Raw genomic sequence first — 17,326 nt, 5'->3', positions numbered from 1 at the left:
TCACGCCTCCAATACGGTGACGAGGTTGTGCTGCAGGCAGGGCCCGCCCGCGGCGTGCCCGACTGTGCGACTCGCGTCGCCGTCGAGGATGCGCCGCGCGGCCTCGCCGATGCGGATGAGACCCGTGGCCATGACGGGGTTGGCGGCCAACGGGCCACCGGACGGGTTGATCACCGTTTCGCCGGGCAGCTCCAGCGCGCGGCGCAGGATGATCTCCTCGTGCGGGAACTGGGCATGCAGCTCGGCCACCTCGACGGGCCCCTTGCCGACCCCGGCCGCCCGTGCGGCGTCGGCCGCGGAGGCCGAGGCGGAGAGATCGCGCATGCCCAGGTAGTGGGGCTCGATGCGGTGGGCGATGCCCCTGATGTAGGCCGGGTTCGGGCACAGCTCCCCGGCCAGGTCACCGGCCGCGAGCACGATCGCCGCCGCGCCGTCCGTGATGGGCGGCACGTCCGTCTTCTTGAGCGGTTGCACCGCGAAGTCCTCGCCGTCCGGATCGGGCAGGTCGAGCGCGTACGGGTTGGCCCGCCCGTCCGCCCGGCTCCTGCGGACGATCTCGTCGAGCTCCTTGCGGTCCGCGCCGACCGCGCCGGCCTGGAGCGCGGCGTAGGAGAGCAGGTCGAGGCCGAGCGGCGCCAGGTAGTAGGGGTCGAGCTGGATCGTCATGATCGTGTTCAGGTCGCCGAGCGACGACTTGCCGAACCCGTAGACCAGGGCCGAGTCGATGTCGCCGTGCTGGAGCCGGACCCACGCCTCGTACAGGGCCCAGGCGCCGTCCATCTCCACGTGGCTCTCCGAGATGGGCGGCCAGGCGCCCAGCGCGTCGAGGGCCGACACGAACGAGAACGGGGCGCCCGCGAGGTAGTCGCAGCTGCCGGAGCAGGTGAAGCCGAACCTCTTGAGCCCGGTGCGCTCTTTGACCTCGTCGATCACGGGCAGGATCAGCTCGGGCTCGGTCTGCCCGGCGTCGTGGTCGGTATGCCGGGTCTGGGCGAACGCGACGATCGCGACATCTCTCATGACAGCTCCACGTCGGGCTCGCCGGTGGGGGCGAACCAGCGGATGTTCGACATTGACGCCGTACGCTCGCTCTCCGGCACCCAGACCGCCCTGACCCGCATGCCCTGGCGCACCTCGTGAGCGGGTATGTCCCCGATGAGCGCGATCATGGGGATGTCGGCGTTGTCGAGCAGGATGTACGCCGACACGAACGGCACCTGCGGGGCCCGGGGATCGGGCAGGTTGTTGATGGCGAACGTGGTGATCGTGCCGGTGTCGGGCAGTTCGAGCGTCTCCGCGATGCCGCTTCCGCATTCGGGGCAGGACTGGCGGTAGGGCACGTACACCTTGTCGCAGGTCTCGCACCGCCCGCCGAGGAAGACGCCGCGCCGGACGCCTTCCAGGAAGACGCGGAGCGCGCCGCCCGCCTGGAGGCGGTATTCGGCGCGCACATTGGAGACGATCTTCGTGACCTCGGGGGCGAAATGGGAGATGTCGCGGATGTGGCCGGTGGGCCGGTCGCTCCAGACCGGCCAGACGCGCGCGCCCACGGCCAGCGCCTTGGCGTTGCCCGCGTCCACGGCGTGGAGCAGCGCGGTGTCGGCGCCGTCCAGCTTGATCAGGGCCCAGGCGAAGGGGCGGTCGAGCGGGTGGCCTTCGAGCGGCTCGTCCACCCACGCCCAGGTGGTGACCGTGCCGGCCGGGCCGACCTCGACGTACTCGGCGGTCACCGGCTCGCCGGTCGCGGGGTCGTACTCCAGGGGCGGCACGAGCACCTTGCCCTCGTTCGTCCGCACCCCGACGATGCGCCGGCCGCGCAACTCGCTCAGGAACCGGCCGATCACGGGGCCTGTGGTTCTCGTGTAGCCGCCCGGGAACTCCAGGACGTGCTGGGCGACCAGCGGATCAGATGGCACGGTCTCGTCCCTCCCAGTACGGGGCGCGGAGCTTGCGTTTGAGCAACTTGCCGTTGGGCTCTCGGGGCATCTCGGCGATGAAGTCGACGCTCTTGGGCCACTTCATCCTGGACAGGCGGCCCTCCAGCGACGCGAGCAGCTCGCGGGCCAGCTCGGGGCCGGGTTCGACGCCCGGCGCGGGCTCGACCACGGCCTTGATCTGCTCGCCCCACTCCTCGTCCGGGATGCCGAACACGGCCACGTCCGCCACCTTCGGGTGGATCATGAGCTCGTTCTCGATCTCGGCGGGGTAGATGTTCGCTCCCCCAGAGATGATCATGTCGGCCTTGCGGTCGCAGAGGTAGAGGAAGCCGTCCTCGTCCAGGTATCCGATGTCCCCGACGGTGAAGTACTCCTTGAGCCGGTTCGCGGCGGTCTTGGCGGGGTCGCCCTTGTACTCGAACGGGACGCCCATCATCTTCATGTAGATCGTCCCGGCGGTGCCGGTCGGCACGGACTCGCCCTGATCGTCGGCGATCAGCAGCTCGCTGATGGGCCAGGCGTTGCCGACCGTGCCCGGATGCGCCTTCCAGTCCTCGGGCGTGGCCAGGGTGCCGCCGCCCTCGGTGGCCGCGTAGTACTCGTACACGCAGTCGCCCCACCACTCGAGCATCGCCCACTTGACCGGGACCGGACAGGGGGCGGCGGCGTGGATCATCCACTTGAGCGAGGACAGGTCGTACCTGGTCCGGGTCTCCTCCGGCAGCGCGAGCAGCCGCTTGAAGTGGGTCGGGACGAGGTGGGAGTTCGTGACGCCGTGGCGCTCGCAGAGCCGGAGCAGCTCTTCGGCGTCCCACTTGTCCATGTAGACGAGGGTGTGTCCCATGTGCAGCGCGGTGCCGCCGAACTGGGTGACCGCGGTGTGGTAGTTCGGGGAGGTGACCAGGTGGGCGTTGGGGCGGCCCGGGGTGATGCCGAACAGTCCGAGCAGGAACGTCATGAGCTCAGCGGAGTCGTCCGGATCGAGGCCGTTCAGCCGGCGCTTGACCCCTTTGGGCTTGCCGGTCGTGCCCGAGGTGTAGTGCATGGTGGCGCCCGCTGTGCGGCCCTCGGGCGCGGTGTCCGGCTGGCCGTCGGTCAGCTCGCTCACCGGGCGGAAACCATCCGTCTTGTCCTCCCCGACGAGGAAGCGGCGGTGCGGCTCGATGGCCTCGGCCGCCCTGATGCCCTCCTCGAGGTAGCGGGGGTGCACGAAGAACGCCTTGGCCTCGCTGTCGGAGACGATGTACGCGATCTCGGGGCCGGTCAGATGCCAGTTGACCGGGGTGTAGTACCAGCCGGCCTGCATGGCGGCGAGATAGAGCACGAGCCCGTCCGCCCCGTTCGGCACCAGGCCGCAGATGCCGTCGCCGGGTTGGAGCCCGAGCCCGCGTAAGCCGTGGACGAGGCGGTTGGCCCGGGCGAGCAGATCGCCCGCGCGATGCTCCGTGCCGTCGGGGTCCACGGCCGCGATCCACTCGGGATCCGCCTGCGCGAGCCTCCAGAAACCGAGCGTGCCCATCTGCACTCCCTCGTGGCGCGAGCAAAAACAGGAACCTGTTCTCGTTTGCTGCTGGGAGCGTATCCTGGGGCCGAAGTTCGTAGCAAGCGCTTGATTAGACACTTCGGAGGCGTACGTGGAGCTCCTGCCGATCAGCACTCCCCACTGCCGGATCGAACGCGACGGCCATGTCCTGATCGTCACCATGAACCGGCCGGAGGCGCGCAACGCGCTCTCCTCGGACATGCTGATCGGCCTGGCCTCGGCATGGGCGTACGCGTCGGCCGAGGCCGGGATCAGGGTGGCGATCCTGACGGGCGCGGAGGGCACGTTCTGCGCCGGGGCCGACCTCAAGGCCATGGGACAGCCGTCCACGGACCCGGAGGTCCAGGCCAGGGCCGCGCAGATCCCCAACTTCCACTGGAAGGGCCTGCTCAGGGAGGAGCTGCCCACCAAGCCGATCATCAGCGCGGTCGAGGGCTACGCGGTGGCGGGCGGCACGGAGCTGCTGGTGGGGACGGACCTGCGGGTGGTGGCGGAGTCGTCCACGCTGGGACTGTTCGAGGCCAAGCGGGCGCTCTTCCCCATGGGCGGCAGCGCCGTACGCCTGCCCCGGCAGATCCCGTACTGCCACGCCATGGACCTCCTCCTGACCGGCCGCCCGATCACGGCGGCGGAGGCGCTGTCCATGGGGCTGGTCAACCGTGTGGTGCCCGACGGCCAGGCGCTGGCCTCGGCCCGGGAACTGGCCGAGGACGTCGTCTCCTCGGGGCCGCTCTCCGTGCAGGCGATTCTGCGTACATACCGGGACACCCTGGGCATGCCGGAGCCGGAGGCGCTGAAGGTGTCGGACGAGATCGGCTGGCCGGTGATCGGGTCGGAGGACGCCAAGGAGGGCACCCGGGCCTTCCGCGAGAAGCGCCCCCCGACCTACCACGCGCGCTAGTCGCCGGTGAGGCGCTCCAGCCGGTCGAGCGCCTCACCGTACTCCTCCACCAGGCCGAACATGACGTCCTTGGTCGAGCGGACCTGGTTGGTGATGCCGATGACCTGGCCGGCCGGGAAGGTGGCCAGGTCCGACACGTCGGAGCGGCCGATGCGCCGCAGGGCGTCCGACACCAGCATGAACTGCAGGGGCATCGGCAGCGTGCCGGGCGACTCCTCCGACTCCCACGCCTCCGTCCAGGCGTTCTTGAGCAGCCGCGCGGGCTTGCCGGTCCAGCTGCGCGAGCGGACGGTGTCGCGGGAGGTGGCCTCCAGGATGCGGCGCTTGGCCATCTCCGGGGTGTCTGCCTCCTCGACCGTGAGCCAGAGCGAGCCGGTCCAGACGCCCTCGGCGCCCAGCGCCATCCCCGCCGCCATCTGGCGGCCGTTGCCGATGCCGCCGGCGGCCAGGACGGGCACGTCCACCGCGTCCACCACCTGCGGGATCAGCACCATGGTGGAGATCTCGCCCGTGTGGCCACCGGCCTCGGTGCCCTGGGCGACCACGACGTCCACGCCGACCTCCACCTGCTTGAGCGCGTGCCGGGGCGTGGAGGCCAGGGCGGCGACCTTGACCCCGTGCTCGTGGGCGAGGTCCACCACGTCGGCGGGGGGCGGGCCGAGCGCGTTGGCCAGCAGCGCGATGGGGTGCCGCAGGGCGACCTCGACCTGGGGGCGCGCGGTGGCGTCCGTCCAGCCGAGCAGCACCTTGCCGGGGTCGGCGTCCGACGACAGCGGCGGGACCCCGTGCTTGGCCAGGAGGTTCTCGACGAACCCCCGGTGGCCGTCGGGGATCATCGACTGCAGGCGGCCCACCAGCTCCTCGGGCGCGAAGTCGGCGCCCTCGTAGGAGGCGGGCATGACGACGTCCACGCCGTACGGCTTGCCGTCCACGTGGTCGTCGATCCACTTGAGCTCGGTCTCGAGCTCCTCGGGGGTGAAGTAGAGCGCACCGAGCACACCCATGCCGCCGGCGCGGCTCACGGCCGCGACCACGTCCCTGCAGTGGCTGAAGGCGAAGATCGGGAGCTCGATTCCGAACATGTCCGTGACACGTGTCCGCATGAGCCGACCATAAGCCGCGAAACCAGCGAACTGCAACGCGTTCTACTCTAGAACCTTTGCTCTAGTCACGAGTTCGGCCCGGCTGCTCGCGCAAGCCGGGCCGAACTGCAACCTGTTCCAGCAGTTACGCGTCGACCGGCTCCTTGACGACGGCGCGCGGCGTGCGGCGGCGGGCGACCACCAGCGCGGCGCCGAACGCGAGCAGGCCGGACGCCAGCAGCGCGATCGGGATCGTGGTCTTCACCAGGGTGATCTGGTTCTTGGCGTCCCTGGCCGTGGCCACCAGGTTGGAGATGGTCTTCGGAGTGAAGGAGGCGGTGGCGACCAGGGCCTTGGCCCGCTCGACGCCGTCCTGGCTCTTGAGCGTCTCGTTCCTGCTCACTTCCTGCTTGACCGGCGCGCCGCTGGTGGGCTCCACCCAGTACGTGTCCACGCCCTCGTACCAGCGGTCGACCTGGACGTCACCGGTCCCCGTCATCCCCATCATCGAGGCGGGGGCGCTCAACGTCGCGATCTTGGTCGGCGGCACCTTCAGCTGGAACTTGTAGACGGGCAGCCCGTCCACGGTGTCCTCGCCGACGAACGTCGCGTCGAAGGCGTGCTTGGCCGTCTGGTTGAAGTACTTGTAGGTCTTCTTCTCCACGCCGAAGGGGAACAGGTAGATCTGCCCCTCCAGGGTCACGGGCTCCTTGTTGACGCTCACCCCGCAGCAGTTGACGCCCACGCCGGTGTGCCGGTCGAAGGCGCTGCGCCGCTCGGAGATGTTGATCTGCGGCTTGTTGTTGGTGACGTCGTCCACCACGGTGAACTCGTCCCAGACGACGCGCGAGTCGGTGGCCTGCGAGACGTCGCCGCGGGTGGTGACCAGCATCTTGAGGTTCGCGGTCAGCACCTTGCCGTCGGCGACGGAGAAGTACTGGGACGACGGGGCCTCAAGTTCGTAGGTGTTGTACTGGCCGGCGGGCGCGGAGATGATCCTTTCCGCCATCCAGAATTTCACCATTCCCGCCAGCACGACCAGGAACGCACCTACGGCGACGAGAGCGAGTACAGGTGTGCGCTGCATTCAAGATCCTCCTGGCGTCGAAGGTGCGAGAACCGGTTACATACTCAGCGCCCTGCCCCCCGGACTTCAAGTCGCGCGTGTGATGTACGTAACATGATCGTTACTGGAAAGTAGCATCCGGCGAGACGTCTTCACAGCCACATCCGAGTAACAAATCGGAACATGTTCTACGAACGGCGGCGCTCAGAGCGGGATGTTGCCGTGCGCCCCTCGGCGAGGCGCCGCCTCCGCCAGCGCCCGGCGGATCGCGCCCCGGGTCTTCTCCGGCTCCACCACCTCGTCCACCACGCCGAGCTCGAGCGCGCGGCCCAGCCCGCCGGCTCGTACGGCATGCTCCTCGGCCAGCCGGTGCTCCAGCGCGGCGCGCTCCTCCTCGTCCGCGGCGGCCAGCTCGCGCCGGTGCAGCACCCGCACGGCGGCGACCGCACCCATGACCGCGATCTCCGCCTCCGGCCAGGCGAACACCCTGGTGGCCCCGAGCGAGCGCGAGTTCATGGCGATGTACGCGCCGCCGTACGCCTTCCTCGTCACCAGCGTGACGCGCGGCACCGAGCACGCGGCGAAGGCGTGCAGCAGCTTGGCTCCCCTGCGGACCACGCCCTCGTGTTCTTGCCTGATCCCCGGCAGGTAGCCCGGCACGTCCACCAGCGCGATCAGCGGGACTCCAAAAGCATCGCACATGCGCACGAAACGGGCCGCCTTCTCGGCCGAGAGCGCGTCCAGGCACCCGCCCAGGCGCAGCGGATTGTTCGCCACCACACCTACGGTCCGGCCCGCGAACCTGCCGAGCGTCGTGACCACGTTCGGCGCCCATCGAGGCTGCAACTCCACGCCCGGCTCGTCCAGCAGCCTCGCAACCAGGGACCGTACGTCGTAGGCGCGGCGCGGCGACTCCGGCAGCAGCCCCGACAGGTCGCATTCCGGCACCTGCTCGCCGACCCCGCCCTGTGCCCCGAGCAGCGCCGCCAGACGGCGGGCCTGCCGGTACGCCATCTTCTCCGTGCCGGCGACCACGTGCGCCACGCCGCTGTGCCTGCTGTGGGGTTCGGGGCCGCCGAGCGTGGCCATGTCGTACCACTCGCCCGTTACGGTCTTGACGACGTCGGGGCCGGTGACGAAGACGCGGCCGGCGTCGGCCATGATCACGAGATCCGTCAGCGCCGGGCCGTAGGCCGCACCGCCCGCCGCCGGGCCCACCACCACGGAGAGCTGGGGGACGCGGCCGGACGCCCGCGTCATGGCGGCGAACACTTCACCCACGGCGTTCAGCGATTCGACCCCCTCGGCGAGTCTGGCACCGCCGGAATGCCAGACGCCGATGATCGGCACTCGTTCCCGCACGGCCAGGTCGTAGGCCTGGACCAGGCGCGCGCAGCCCGCCCTGCCCATGGCCCCGCCCTGCACCCGGGCGTCGCCGCAGAAGGCCACCACCGGCACCCCGTCGGCTCGTCCCCGCGCCACCTGGATGCCGCCGCCCGCCGGGTCGGCGGCGCGCACCGTGCCAGGATCCAGGAGCGCGGCCAGGCGGTCGTCCGGGTCGCGGGGATCGGCAGTGGGAGACCGATCCGCGAGGGTGTCACGCATGTGACTCCTCCAGGGGCGACAGCCGTACGGGGAGAGACCTCACGCTCCGCACGCCGCCGGTGTTGTGCCAGCGCAGCCGCTCCGGCGGACAGGCCAGGGCGAGGCCGGGGAAACCGCGCAACAAGGCGCTGAACGCGATCCGCGCCTGCAACCGGGCCAGCGGCGCACCCAAGCAGAAGTGGATGCCGTGGCCGAAGCTCAGATGAGGGTTGTCGGTCCTGGTGACGTCGAAGGCATCGGGGCGCGGGAAACGTTCCGGGTCGCGGTTGGCCGCGTTGATGCACACGGACACGACCTCGCCGGCCGGTACCGTGCCGCCGGGGAAAGAGACGTCCTCCGTCGCGAAGCGCAACGTGGCTCGATCCGCCGCACCGCCGACGCGCAGCAGCTCCTCGATGGCGCTGGGCATCAGGTCGGGTCGCGCCCGCAACAGGGCCGCCTGCTCAGGGTGGGCCAGCAGGGTCAGCACCCCGGTGGTGATGAGTCCCGCCATCGTTTCGTGCCCCGCGACCACCAGCAGGCGGATCATTCCGAGCAGCTCGCGTTCCGACAGCCCGCCCTCGCCCTCGGCGGCCAGGATCAGCGCGCGCAGCAGATCGGGCTGCTGGTCGGGCGGCAGGTTCCGATCGAGCTCCCGCCGCGCCGCGGCGATCAACTCGATCATGAAGCTCTCCATCGCCCGCCTGGCCCTGCGCCGCTCGGCGGTGCCACGCCTGCCCGGCGCGGGACTCAGCAGGGCCGCGGTCCACGCGTGCAGATCGTCGCGGTGAGCGGCGGGCACGCCGAGCATCTCGCAGATCACGATGATGGGCAGCGGGACGGCGAACGCCTTGACCAGATCCACTTCGGTCTGCACGGCCATCTTCGCGACGAGGTCGTCGGTGATCTCGCGGATCCGCGGCTCCAGCGCCTCCACCCGGCGGCGGGTGAAAGCCCTGCTGACCGACCGGCGCTGCCTGGTGTGATCGGGTGGATTGTTGTTGATCATGTTGGTGCCGGTCGGGCCCTCGCCGCCTGTCATGATCTCCATCCGGCGCACCCATCCAGGGGCGTGCCGCGGGTCCTTCGACAGCCTGGGGTCGGTCAGGGCGGCGCGGGCGTCGTCGTACCGGGTGATGATCCAGGTGCCGGGGCCGCCGGCCGAGTGGATCGGGGCCTCCTCGCGCAGCCTGGCGTAGACGGGGAACGGGTCGGCGTGAAACTCCTCGCTCCACAGGTCGGGGACGTTCACCGCTCCTCCTCGACACCGAAGCGCCGCACATAGCCGGCGAACTCCGCACGCCGCTCCGGGCCGTACCCGAGCTGCCGGGGGTCGTAGGCGACCCGGCCGTGCCGGCCCGGGGAGTGCCCGGCCACGTACGCGCCGACGGCCTGCCGCGCCTCGGCGGTGAACGGCTGCCCCGCCCGCTCGTAGACGGCCTCGGCAATGGCCAGGTTGTCCGCCGTCAGCTCGGCGAAGCGCACATCGATCGAGCGCTCGGCGGGAACGAGGTCCCGGTCGGCGGTGCAGGCGGTCAGGAAGTCCCTGGTCCGGCCGGCCCAGTACGCGCCCACCGCGGGCAGATCCACGACGTCGACGAACATGCGGGCGGTGTAGGCCACCATCGTGGCGAAGGAGGTGGTGACCGAGAACGGATCGCGATGGGTGACCACCACTGTGGCGTCGGGGAACACTGCGGTCAGCGGGCCCAGCTGCTCCAGGTGCTGGGGCGACTTGAGCACCCATCTCGTGCCGCCGCGCAGCCGGATGAGCACCTGCAGCACCTTGCGCAGGTAGCGGTAGGCGAAGGTCTGGTCCGCCGACCGGTACCAGTCCCGGTAGGTCGGCAGCCCGCCCGCCCACATCTCGAAGAAACAGGTGGAGAACACCATGGCCATGAGATGGACCTCCTCTGGCCGATGGCCGACGGTCATCTCGTGCATCTGCCGCAACCGCGGCATGCACGTGTTCAGCAGGCTCACCACTTGCTTGGTGCGCGCGATGCGCGGATCCGGGCGGCCGTTCAGCCCGCGCTCGGCCGGCGGCGGGACGGGCTCGTTGGCCTCCCAGAAGGGGACGGAGCGCAGCGCGGGGTCGGCGGCGAGCATGTTGTGCAGGTGCGTGGTGCCGGAGCGGGGCATCCCGGCGATGATGATCGGCCTTTCCACGGGGATGTTCAGGATGCCGGGGTCTGACCGGACCAGATCCTCGATGAGCAGCCGGTTCATCAGCAGCCGGGTCAGCTGGTTCCAGGCGTACACCCGGCCGAAGGGGCTGAGCGACACGTCCTGGCGCAGTGCCTCGCACAGGACGACCAGCGGTTCGAAGAACTCCGGAGCGCCGAAGTCCGACAGTCCCGTCTCGGCCATGGCCGCGTCCATCAACGCCCGCGGCTCCAGCGCCGGCGGGGGCGCGGTGCGGGCCATCTGCTCCCGTACCGGCTCGACCACCGGGGAGAAGCGCGGCCGTGCCAGGTCGGCGATGGCGGTGACCTCGGTCATATCGTCCTCACCTCGTCCTCATGATCGATCGGCGGTACAGAAGGAGCGCCAGGGACGTCACGGCGACCCCCATGACGGTCAGCACGGCAAGCGGCGTGGCCAGGCCGTCCAGGCCGCGCAGCGGCAGAGCGAGCAGCGCGTCCATCGCCCAGGCGTGCGGGAACGCGTGCCCAGCCGCCCGGAGGAACGGCGGAACGATGAGCAGCGGCCACATGCAGCCGCCGAGCATACCCAGGACGATGCCGACGGGCGGCGCGAAGGCCGCCGCCTGCAGCCCCGTCTTGACATAACTGCCCACCAGCATGGCGACCCCGGTCGAGACCAGGCAGAAGGCTGCCACCACGGCCAGCACGCCCAGTGGCGGCCCCCACTCCACTCCGAACAGCAACGCGGTCACCACGACGACGAGCAGGGCCTGCGCGAGGGCGATCAGATAGCGGCTCAGCGCCTCCCCCGCGAGCAACAGCGACGGCCTGACCGGTGCGGCGAGGCTGCGCCGGCTGACACCCAGTCGCCGGGTCTCCACCAGCGCCCCGGCCAGGGCCGCAGAGTTGATGAACGTGAACAGCACGAGATTGGCCGGGCCCGTGTAGGCGAAGCCGAGCCGCAGCGTCTCGGCGCCCTGGACGGTGCGCACTTCGGCGAAGATCGGGTCGGTCTCGGCCACCGCGGCGCCCACCCGCGCCGGGTCGGCGCCGGCTCGGCCGGCCGCCTGCCTGGCCTCCAGCACCGCGCTGTGCCGCCCGAGAACGGCGTACAGGTTGTTGCGCACCACCGCGGCTTCCCCACTGTTCTCCACCATGTAGAACGGCATCCGCAGCGAGGCGACCGAGTCGGCTCCTCCGGGCACCACCAGGCCCGCCACCAGCGAGCCCTGCCCGATCTGCCGGCGCAGCTCGGCCACCCCGGCGACCCGCGTGACGCTCAGGCCGGGGTGCTCCTCCAGTTCCTTGACCAGGTCCGCGGACCCGGACCCGGCCTCCACCAGGCCCAGCCGGAACCGCTGCGACTCGCCCGCGTGCCCGCCCAGCGCCAGGCCGACGACGGCGATGATGACGAACGGAAGGATCGCCACGAAGAACAGCCCGATCCGGTCCCGGCTCTGCCGACGCAGGTTGGCCGCGACCAGCGCAAAGATGATCATGTGAGCCCCTTACGGAAGCGGATGACGACCACACCGGCGAAGGCCGTCGCGATCGCCGCCAGGGCGAGCAACGGGACGCCGAGATCGGCCAGGCCGCCGTCGCCCGCGGTGAGGATGGAGAACCCCCGCGTGGCCCACCCGTTCGGGGTGAGCAGCGAGACCCACTGCATGAACTCCGGCATCCGGTAGAGGCTGATCATGTTCCCGCCGAGGATGGCGAACGTGAACGCCACCACGAGCAGCGAGCCCTCGGACTCCCCGCCCGTACGCGGCCCGGAGACCAGCGCCATCGTGATGCCCGTCGCCGCCAGCGCGAACACCGCGAACAACGCCACGACCGCCACCGGATCCCCCCAGTCAGCGCCGAACAACAGCACGGAGGACAACCAGGTCGTCAGCATGCTGAACAGCGCGAAGACGACACCCACCAGCGCCTTTCCGGTCAGCACGGCCAGCGGTGGCACCGGGGTGGCGCGCAGCCTGGCCAGCGTGCCCTGCCGCCGTTCGGCCAGCAGGCTGCGGGCGGCCGCGGCGACCGCGAAGAACCCGAAGAGCAGCGCCATGCCCGGCCCGTAGTACGCCGCCGCAACCGCGGATCCGCCGGGCAGGTTCTCGTTGACGAGGGAGAACCTGGAGAACTCGGCGTGGTTGCGCTCGACGAAGGACTTCACCTTGTCCTCCGGCATCCCGGCGGCCACGGCGACCTTGGCGGACAACGTCCTGGCGTACACCTCGGCGGAGATCCGTTCCACCACGCCTTTCGCGGCGATGCCGCCGCGCGCGCCCTCGGCCGGGCTGAGGATCCGCATCGTCTGCCCGCCCGAACGCTCCACGTTGCGGCTGAAGCCGCGCGGGAAGACCACCGCCGCGCCGACCTCGCCGGCCCTGAGCGCCTGCGCGGCCGCCTCCTCGGTGGGCAGCCGGCGCAGCTGGACGGCCTTGGTCAGCTCGGGCGAGCGGCCGAGCTCATCGATGATCGTCCGGGAGACCTCCCCACCGTCCAGGTCCACCACGCCGAGCACCCCGCCCAGCGGCGGGTCGGCGCGCCCGAGCGCGAAGCTGAACAGCGAAGCCAGGAGGACGGGCGCGACCAGAATGATCACGAGGGCGGTCCGGTCACGCAGCCGGGCGGTCAGCTCCCGGCCGGCGATGACGAGAATCGTACGCATCGCCTGCTCCGTTCAGTCGCGTAAGGAGGTGCCGGTCAGGTGCAGGAAAACCGTCTCCAGAGTGGGCCTGACCGCTTCGGTGCGGATCACGGTGGCCACCCCGTCCAGCGCGGACAGCACGCCCGCCAGCCGGTCCGCGCCCTCCGTCCAGGAGACCTGGAGCTGCGAGCCGTGGCCGGCGACGGAGACCCCGGGCAACTCGGCGACCGCCGCCGCGGCGATCTTCACGTCGCCCTCGATGTCGATCTCGACCCGGCCGCCCTCGGCCAGATCGGCCACCAGCTCGCGCGGGGTGCCCTGGGCGATGATCCGGCCCTGGTCGATGATGCCCACCCGGTCGCAGATCCGCTCGACCTCCTCCATGTAGTGCGAGGTGTAGAGGACGGTCATGCCGTCGGCCACCAGACGCTCGACGCTCTCCAGGATCGCGTTGCGGCTCTGCGGGTCGACGCCGACGGTCGGCTCGTCCAGGACCAGCACCGACGGCTCGTGCACGAGGCCCGCGGCGATGTTGACCCGCCGCTGCATGCCGCCCGAATACCGGCCGACCAGCTCGTCCGCCCTGTCGGCGAGCCCGATGAGGTCCAGCAGGGCCGTCACCCGGTCCTTCGCCTCGCGACCGCGCAGGCCGTAGAGCCGGCAGAAATACCGCAGGTTCTCCCTGCCGGTCAGGTCGGGGTAGAGCGCCACCTCCTGCGGCACGTAGCCCAGCAGGGTCTTGGCCTGCCGGGGATGCCGGTCCACGTCGTGGCCGTGCACGCGGACGGTGCCGGCGTCCGGGGTCAGCACGCCGACGATCATCGAGATCGTGGTGGATTTGCCGGAGCCGTTCGGGCCGAGCAGCCCGTACGCCTCCCCTCGGCCGATCGAGAACTTCAGGTCGTCGACCGCCAGCAGGTCGCCGTACCGTTTGGTCAGTCCCTCGCACTCCAGTGCCGATGTCAGCACGAATCCTCCTCTACGAGCACCGCGACGGCCACGATGAGATCGGCGTGCTCACCCCACAATGCCGCCCCCGACCTGGATCCGACAGCGCAGGCGGTCGAGTGGAATCGCGTGACGCCGAGAGCCGTCCCGAGCGCGCGCCCGGCCTCGGCCACGAGCGCGGCGGCCGCACCACCGGCCGGGCCGCCGACCCGGAGCGCGTGCCAGTCGAACGGGTGCGGCCGGCCGCCGACCGCCTTGATCAAGCACTCCTTGACGGCCAGGCAGGCGGCCACACGGACCGGGCCGGCCGCCCATTCCGCCCGCTCGGCCGGCGCGCAGATCCGCCCGGAGTAGGCCGCGCCCCAGCGGGACAGGGCGCGTTCGACGCGCTCGGTCCTGAGCGCGTCGATGCCCATGAGCACGTTCACGCGGCGGCCGGGGCGTACTCGTCGACGAAGCCGCGCAGGAGCTCGGTGTACTCGTACGGCTTCTCCACCATGGGCACGTGGCCGCACCGCTCCAGCAGGGCGAGCCGGTGATTAGGATGCGTCTCGACCACGTCCTTCCACACCTCCACCGGCGTGGTGCGGTCCTCGGCGCCCCAGATGTTCATGATCGGGCAGGTCACGTGCTTCAACGCGGCCTTGATGTTGTACCGCCTGATCGCCCTGATGCCGCGGCTGATGCCCAGCATGCTCTGCTTGTCGGTGAAGACGGCCTCGACCCGCTGGAACTCCTGCGCGCTGGAGGCGGCGACGCCTCCGTAGACGAGTGAGTCGGCCAAGCGCGTGGGGAAGTCGTCGGAGAACATGAGGCTGCCGCTGCGATGGTCGGGCGCGATGCCGAGATCGGGATCCGGCGTCAGTCCTGGCGTGCCGGTCAGCACCAGCGCCCGCACTCGGCCGGGCTCGGCCATCGCCAGGTCCAGCGCGACGGCGGCGCCCATCGAGACTCCGCACAGGATCATCTCCGAGATCCCCGCCGACGCGCACGCCTCCTGAAGCGCCGTTCGCACCTTGGCGACGGACCCGGAGATGTCGGGCAGTTCGGCGATCGGCTCGACGATGCGCGCGACCGGCCAGCCGTCGGCCGCGAGCGCTTCATAGGGCATCTCCCAGATCCATGACCCGGCGAACATGCCCGACATCAGGACGACGGCCGGCCGGTCGGCGTCGCCGGGCCGGTGCTCCAGGGTGAAGCCGTTCATCAGTCACTCCTTCGTTCACAGCAGGGGCCGCCCGTACGGGATCCAGCCGCAGGCGCAGGGCTCGGCGGCGGGCACCTGGCTCAGGGCGCCGCACTCGGGGCAGCGGACGTATTCGGATATGCGGATCGGGGTCCAGACGCTGACGGCGCCGCCCGTGCAGAGCCCCGAGTGGAAGAACCGCCGCACCGCCCGCTGGTGCGGTTTCAGGTTGACGGCTCGGGTGGACTCGGGCCGGTCGAAGGCGCTCAGCGTGTACATGCGCCCGCCGACGTTCATGGCGGCCGTACCGAGGAAGCCACGTGCGGCCCGCAGGCTGGCGGCCACCGCCGCGCTCAGCATGCCGACCTGCTCCTCCTCCTGCCGGTCCGCGGCGTCGAGCCGGGTCAGCACGAGCGCTCCCGGATGTTCCGTGCGGGTGGTGACCAGGCGGGAGCCCAGCCCGTTCTCCCATCCGCGCACCGGCACGGGCTGCAGCGCGACCTCGATGCCGAGCTGCCCGAGCAGGGCCATCCGGTCGAAGGCACGCAGCACGCGCACCTCGTCCCCGACGACGCGGACGGTGTCGGTGCCGCTGATCCTGACCGTGGCCCGGGTGGGCGGGGCGCCGAGGTAACGGCCGAGCTGCTCGGCGTCGAGGGCCCACGACAGCACCACGTGGTCGCGTCCCACCGCCTCGTCCTCGACGCCGAACTTCAGTCCCGGAAATGCCTCGAACAGCTCCTCGGCGTGATCGCGCAGCGCCTGGCCGGACACAGGCCCTTCGGTGCCCGGGGCGTCGAACGAATCCGCCGTGGCCACCACTGCGGCGGGGTCATGGCCGTTCCAGGCGTCCAAGTGCCGTGCGGCCGCCTTGTACGCATCCACCGCTCATCCTCCGTCCTTGACCCATGTCACCAGCGCGATCGCGACGGCGATGTCCGAGGTGTGGCTCACCGACACCTGAATCGACCGGGCCCGCGCCGCCCGCCTGGCCAGGGTCCCGGCGAGGGTGACCGCGGGCGGATGCCCGTGCGCGCACTCGTGCGACCGGCGGCACGCCGGTGACGGGCGGGGCAGGATCTCCACCTCGGTCAGCGGCCCCGGCGGGCTGTCATAGCCGAGCGCCCCGACCACCGCCCGCTTGGCCGCCAGCCGCCCCGCCCACGACTCCAGGGCCGTCCCGGCCTTCGAGCGCAGGCGTTCCCGGCGGGTGAAGACGCTTTCCAGGGCGGCCGGGCGGACGAGCTCGGCCGGGTCGCGGATGCCGGCGAAGGCCACCCGCGAGCACGACCACCCACGGCCTGCCGCCGCGCCCATCACGCCTCCGCCCGCGCCGCGGCGCCCGCGTCCGCCCGGACGTGCCGCAGGCCGGACACGAGGCGCGTCCAGGCCGGGTCCGACATGGTGACGCAGCGCAGGCCGGCGGCTCTGGCCAGGCCGGTGAGCGCCTTGCTGTCGCCCACCTCGACGCAGCCGCGCACGCCGGACTCCCCCATGGCGCGCAGCGTCGCCGCCCACATCACGCGGCCGGTGAGCTGCGCGATCAGCGCGTTCCTGATCTCCTCCCGGTCGGTCGAGGGCCGGCCCGTGACGTTGAGCAGGACCGGGCGGACCGGGTCACGTAGCGGTTCGGCCCGCACCCGGTCGGCCCACTCCTCGGCCACCTCGGCCATCAGCGGGCTGTGGAAGGCATGGCTCACGTTGAGCGGCACGATCTTCCTGGCGCCCGCGGCCCTGGCCAGCGGGGCGAAACGCCGCAGAGCGTCCGGCGTGCCGGACACCACGACGTGGTCGGGACCGTTCTCGACGGCCACGGCCAGCGACGAGGCGGGGGCGGCGGATCGGACGAGCGCGCCCACGGCGGTCGGGCCCAGCCCGATGACGGCCCACATGCCACCCTCGCGCCCGACCCGCGCCATGAGCGTGGCCCGGAAGTCGACCAGGCGTAGCGTGGCGGCGAAGTCCAGCACGCCGGCAGCATGCAGGGCGCTCAGCTCGCCCACGCTGTGCCCGGCCACCAGGTCTGGCTCCAGCCCCTGGGCTTTGAGCGCGGCCAGGCCGGCCAGGTTGCACGCGGTCACGGCAGGCTGAGCGTTCTCGGTCCTGACCAAGGCGGCCAGCGGGCCGTGAGCGCACAGGCCGGCCACGTCCCTGCCGAGCACGTCCGCGGCCTCGGCCAGCGCGGCCGCGGCGGCGGGATGCCGGCGGAACGCCTGGCCCATGCCCACGCGCAGCGTGCCCTGCCCGGGAAAGAACCATGCCAGCATGACGTTTCCTTTCTCTTC

17 protein-coding genes are annotated in these 17,326 nt (G+C 71.2%); 1 reads left to right on the top strand and 16 read right to left on the bottom strand.

What is annotated here, in order from left to right; genetic code table 11:
• From AB0L65_RS12990 to AB0L65_RS12980, 3 genes are read right to left on the bottom strand one after another with little or no spacing between them, the layout of a single operon-like run.
• Positions 1 to 1,020, bottom strand: a complete 1,020-nt coding sequence (locus tag AB0L65_RS12990) for a thiolase domain-containing protein (protein WP_350728485.1) — start codon at positions 1,018 to 1,020, stop codon at positions 1 to 3.
• Positions 1,017 to 1,916: an OB-fold domain-containing protein gene (locus AB0L65_RS12985; protein WP_364244035.1), complete on the bottom strand. Its 900-nt coding sequence runs from the start codon at positions 1,914 to 1,916 to the stop codon at positions 1,017 to 1,019. The genes AB0L65_RS12990 and AB0L65_RS12985 overlap by 4 nt, the downstream gene beginning before the upstream one ends.
• Complete coding sequence (locus tag AB0L65_RS12980; protein ID WP_364244032.1) at positions 1,906 to 3,456, bottom strand: acyl-CoA synthetase; 1,551 nt, start codon at positions 3,454 to 3,456, stop codon at positions 1,906 to 1,908. The genes AB0L65_RS12985 and AB0L65_RS12980 overlap by 11 nt, the downstream gene beginning before the upstream one ends.
• 115 nt (positions 3,457 to 3,571) lie before the next feature.
• Between AB0L65_RS12980 and AB0L65_RS12975 the strand changes: the two genes are divergently transcribed.
• The gene (locus AB0L65_RS12975) at positions 3,572 to 4,381 is read left to right on the top strand and encodes a crotonase/enoyl-CoA hydratase family protein (protein WP_364244029.1); all 810 of its coding nucleotides are present in this window, start codon (positions 3,572 to 3,574) and stop codon (positions 4,379 to 4,381) included.
• Here the strand turns inward: AB0L65_RS12975 and AB0L65_RS12970 are convergent.
• The 13 genes from AB0L65_RS12970 to AB0L65_RS12910 all read right to left on the bottom strand — a co-directional run bounded on the left by AB0L65_RS12970 (position 4,378) and on the right by AB0L65_RS12910 (position 17,308).
• Positions 4,378 to 5,484, bottom strand: a complete 1,107-nt coding sequence (locus AB0L65_RS12970; protein ID WP_364244026.1) for a nitronate monooxygenase family protein — start codon at positions 5,482 to 5,484, stop codon at positions 4,378 to 4,380. The two genes, AB0L65_RS12975 and AB0L65_RS12970, sit on opposite strands and share 4 nt — an antisense overlap.
• A gap of 124 nt (positions 5,485 to 5,608) precedes the next feature.
• Positions 5,609 to 6,550, bottom strand: a complete 942-nt coding sequence (locus tag AB0L65_RS12965) for a DUF3068 domain-containing protein (RefSeq protein WP_364244024.1) — start codon at positions 6,548 to 6,550, stop codon at positions 5,609 to 5,611.
• Positions 6,551 to 6,733: 183 nt separating this feature from the next.
• The gene (locus tag AB0L65_RS12960; protein ID WP_364244021.1) at positions 6,734 to 8,134 is read right to left on the bottom strand and encodes a carboxyl transferase domain-containing protein; all 1,401 of its coding nucleotides are present in this window, start codon (positions 8,132 to 8,134) and stop codon (positions 6,734 to 6,736) included.
• Positions 8,127 to 9,365: a cytochrome P450 gene (locus AB0L65_RS12955; RefSeq protein WP_364244018.1), complete on the bottom strand. Its 1,239-nt coding sequence runs from the start codon at positions 9,363 to 9,365 to the stop codon at positions 8,127 to 8,129. The genes AB0L65_RS12960 and AB0L65_RS12955 overlap by 8 nt, the downstream gene beginning before the upstream one ends.
• Complete coding sequence (locus AB0L65_RS12950; protein WP_364244016.1) at positions 9,362 to 10,615, bottom strand: sulfotransferase; 1,254 nt, start codon at positions 10,613 to 10,615, stop codon at positions 9,362 to 9,364. The genes AB0L65_RS12955 and AB0L65_RS12950 overlap by 4 nt, the downstream gene beginning before the upstream one ends.
• A gap of 7 nt (positions 10,616 to 10,622) precedes the next feature.
• Positions 10,623 to 11,759: an ABC transporter permease gene (locus tag AB0L65_RS12945; RefSeq protein WP_364244013.1), complete on the bottom strand. Its 1,137-nt coding sequence runs from the start codon at positions 11,757 to 11,759 to the stop codon at positions 10,623 to 10,625.
• Positions 11,756 to 12,928 (bottom strand): ABC transporter permease, encoded by a 1,173-nt coding sequence (locus tag AB0L65_RS12940; RefSeq protein ID WP_364244010.1) that lies wholly within the window; start codon positions 12,926 to 12,928, stop codon positions 11,756 to 11,758. The genes AB0L65_RS12945 and AB0L65_RS12940 overlap by 4 nt, the downstream gene beginning before the upstream one ends.
• A gap of 12 nt (positions 12,929 to 12,940) precedes the next feature.
• Positions 12,941 to 13,876: an ABC transporter ATP-binding protein gene (locus AB0L65_RS12935; protein WP_364244007.1), complete on the bottom strand. Its 936-nt coding sequence runs from the start codon at positions 13,874 to 13,876 to the stop codon at positions 12,941 to 12,943.
• Positions 13,870 to 14,283 carry a hypothetical protein gene (locus tag AB0L65_RS12930; protein ID WP_364244005.1) on the bottom strand — a complete coding sequence of 138 codons (414 nt, stop codon included), beginning with the start codon at positions 14,281 to 14,283 and terminating at the stop codon, positions 13,870 to 13,872. The genes AB0L65_RS12935 and AB0L65_RS12930 overlap by 7 nt, the downstream gene beginning before the upstream one ends.
• A complete protein-coding gene (locus tag AB0L65_RS12925; RefSeq protein WP_364244002.1) occupies positions 14,280 to 15,062 on the bottom strand; it encodes an alpha/beta hydrolase in 783 nt (260 codons plus the stop codon). The genes AB0L65_RS12930 and AB0L65_RS12925 overlap by 4 nt, the downstream gene beginning before the upstream one ends.
• A 15-nt stretch (positions 15,063 to 15,077) precedes the next feature.
• Positions 15,078 to 15,926, bottom strand: a complete 849-nt coding sequence (locus AB0L65_RS12920) for an ester cyclase (RefSeq protein WP_364244000.1) — start codon at positions 15,924 to 15,926, stop codon at positions 15,078 to 15,080.
• 3 nt (positions 15,927 to 15,929) lie between these two features.
• Positions 15,930 to 16,358 carry a phosphopantetheinyl transferase gene (locus AB0L65_RS12915; RefSeq protein WP_364243997.1) on the bottom strand — a complete coding sequence of 143 codons (429 nt, stop codon included), beginning with the start codon at positions 16,356 to 16,358 and terminating at the stop codon, positions 15,930 to 15,932.
• A complete protein-coding gene (locus AB0L65_RS12910; protein WP_364243994.1) occupies positions 16,358 to 17,308 on the bottom strand; it encodes an ACP S-malonyltransferase in 951 nt (316 codons plus the stop codon). Before AB0L65_RS12910 ends, AB0L65_RS12915 begins: the two co-directional genes overlap by 1 nt.
• Positions 17,309 to 17,326: the final 18 nt, after the last annotated feature.

This window comes from Nonomuraea sp. NPDC052116, from assembly GCF_040680035.1.
In the GTDB taxonomy this organism is placed as follows: domain Bacteria; phylum Actinomycetota; class Actinomycetes; order Streptosporangiales; family Streptosporangiaceae; genus Nonomuraea; species Nonomuraea angiospora_A.
Note: the sequence above shows the minus strand (reverse complement) of the source record. Positions and strands in the feature narration are given on the sequence as shown.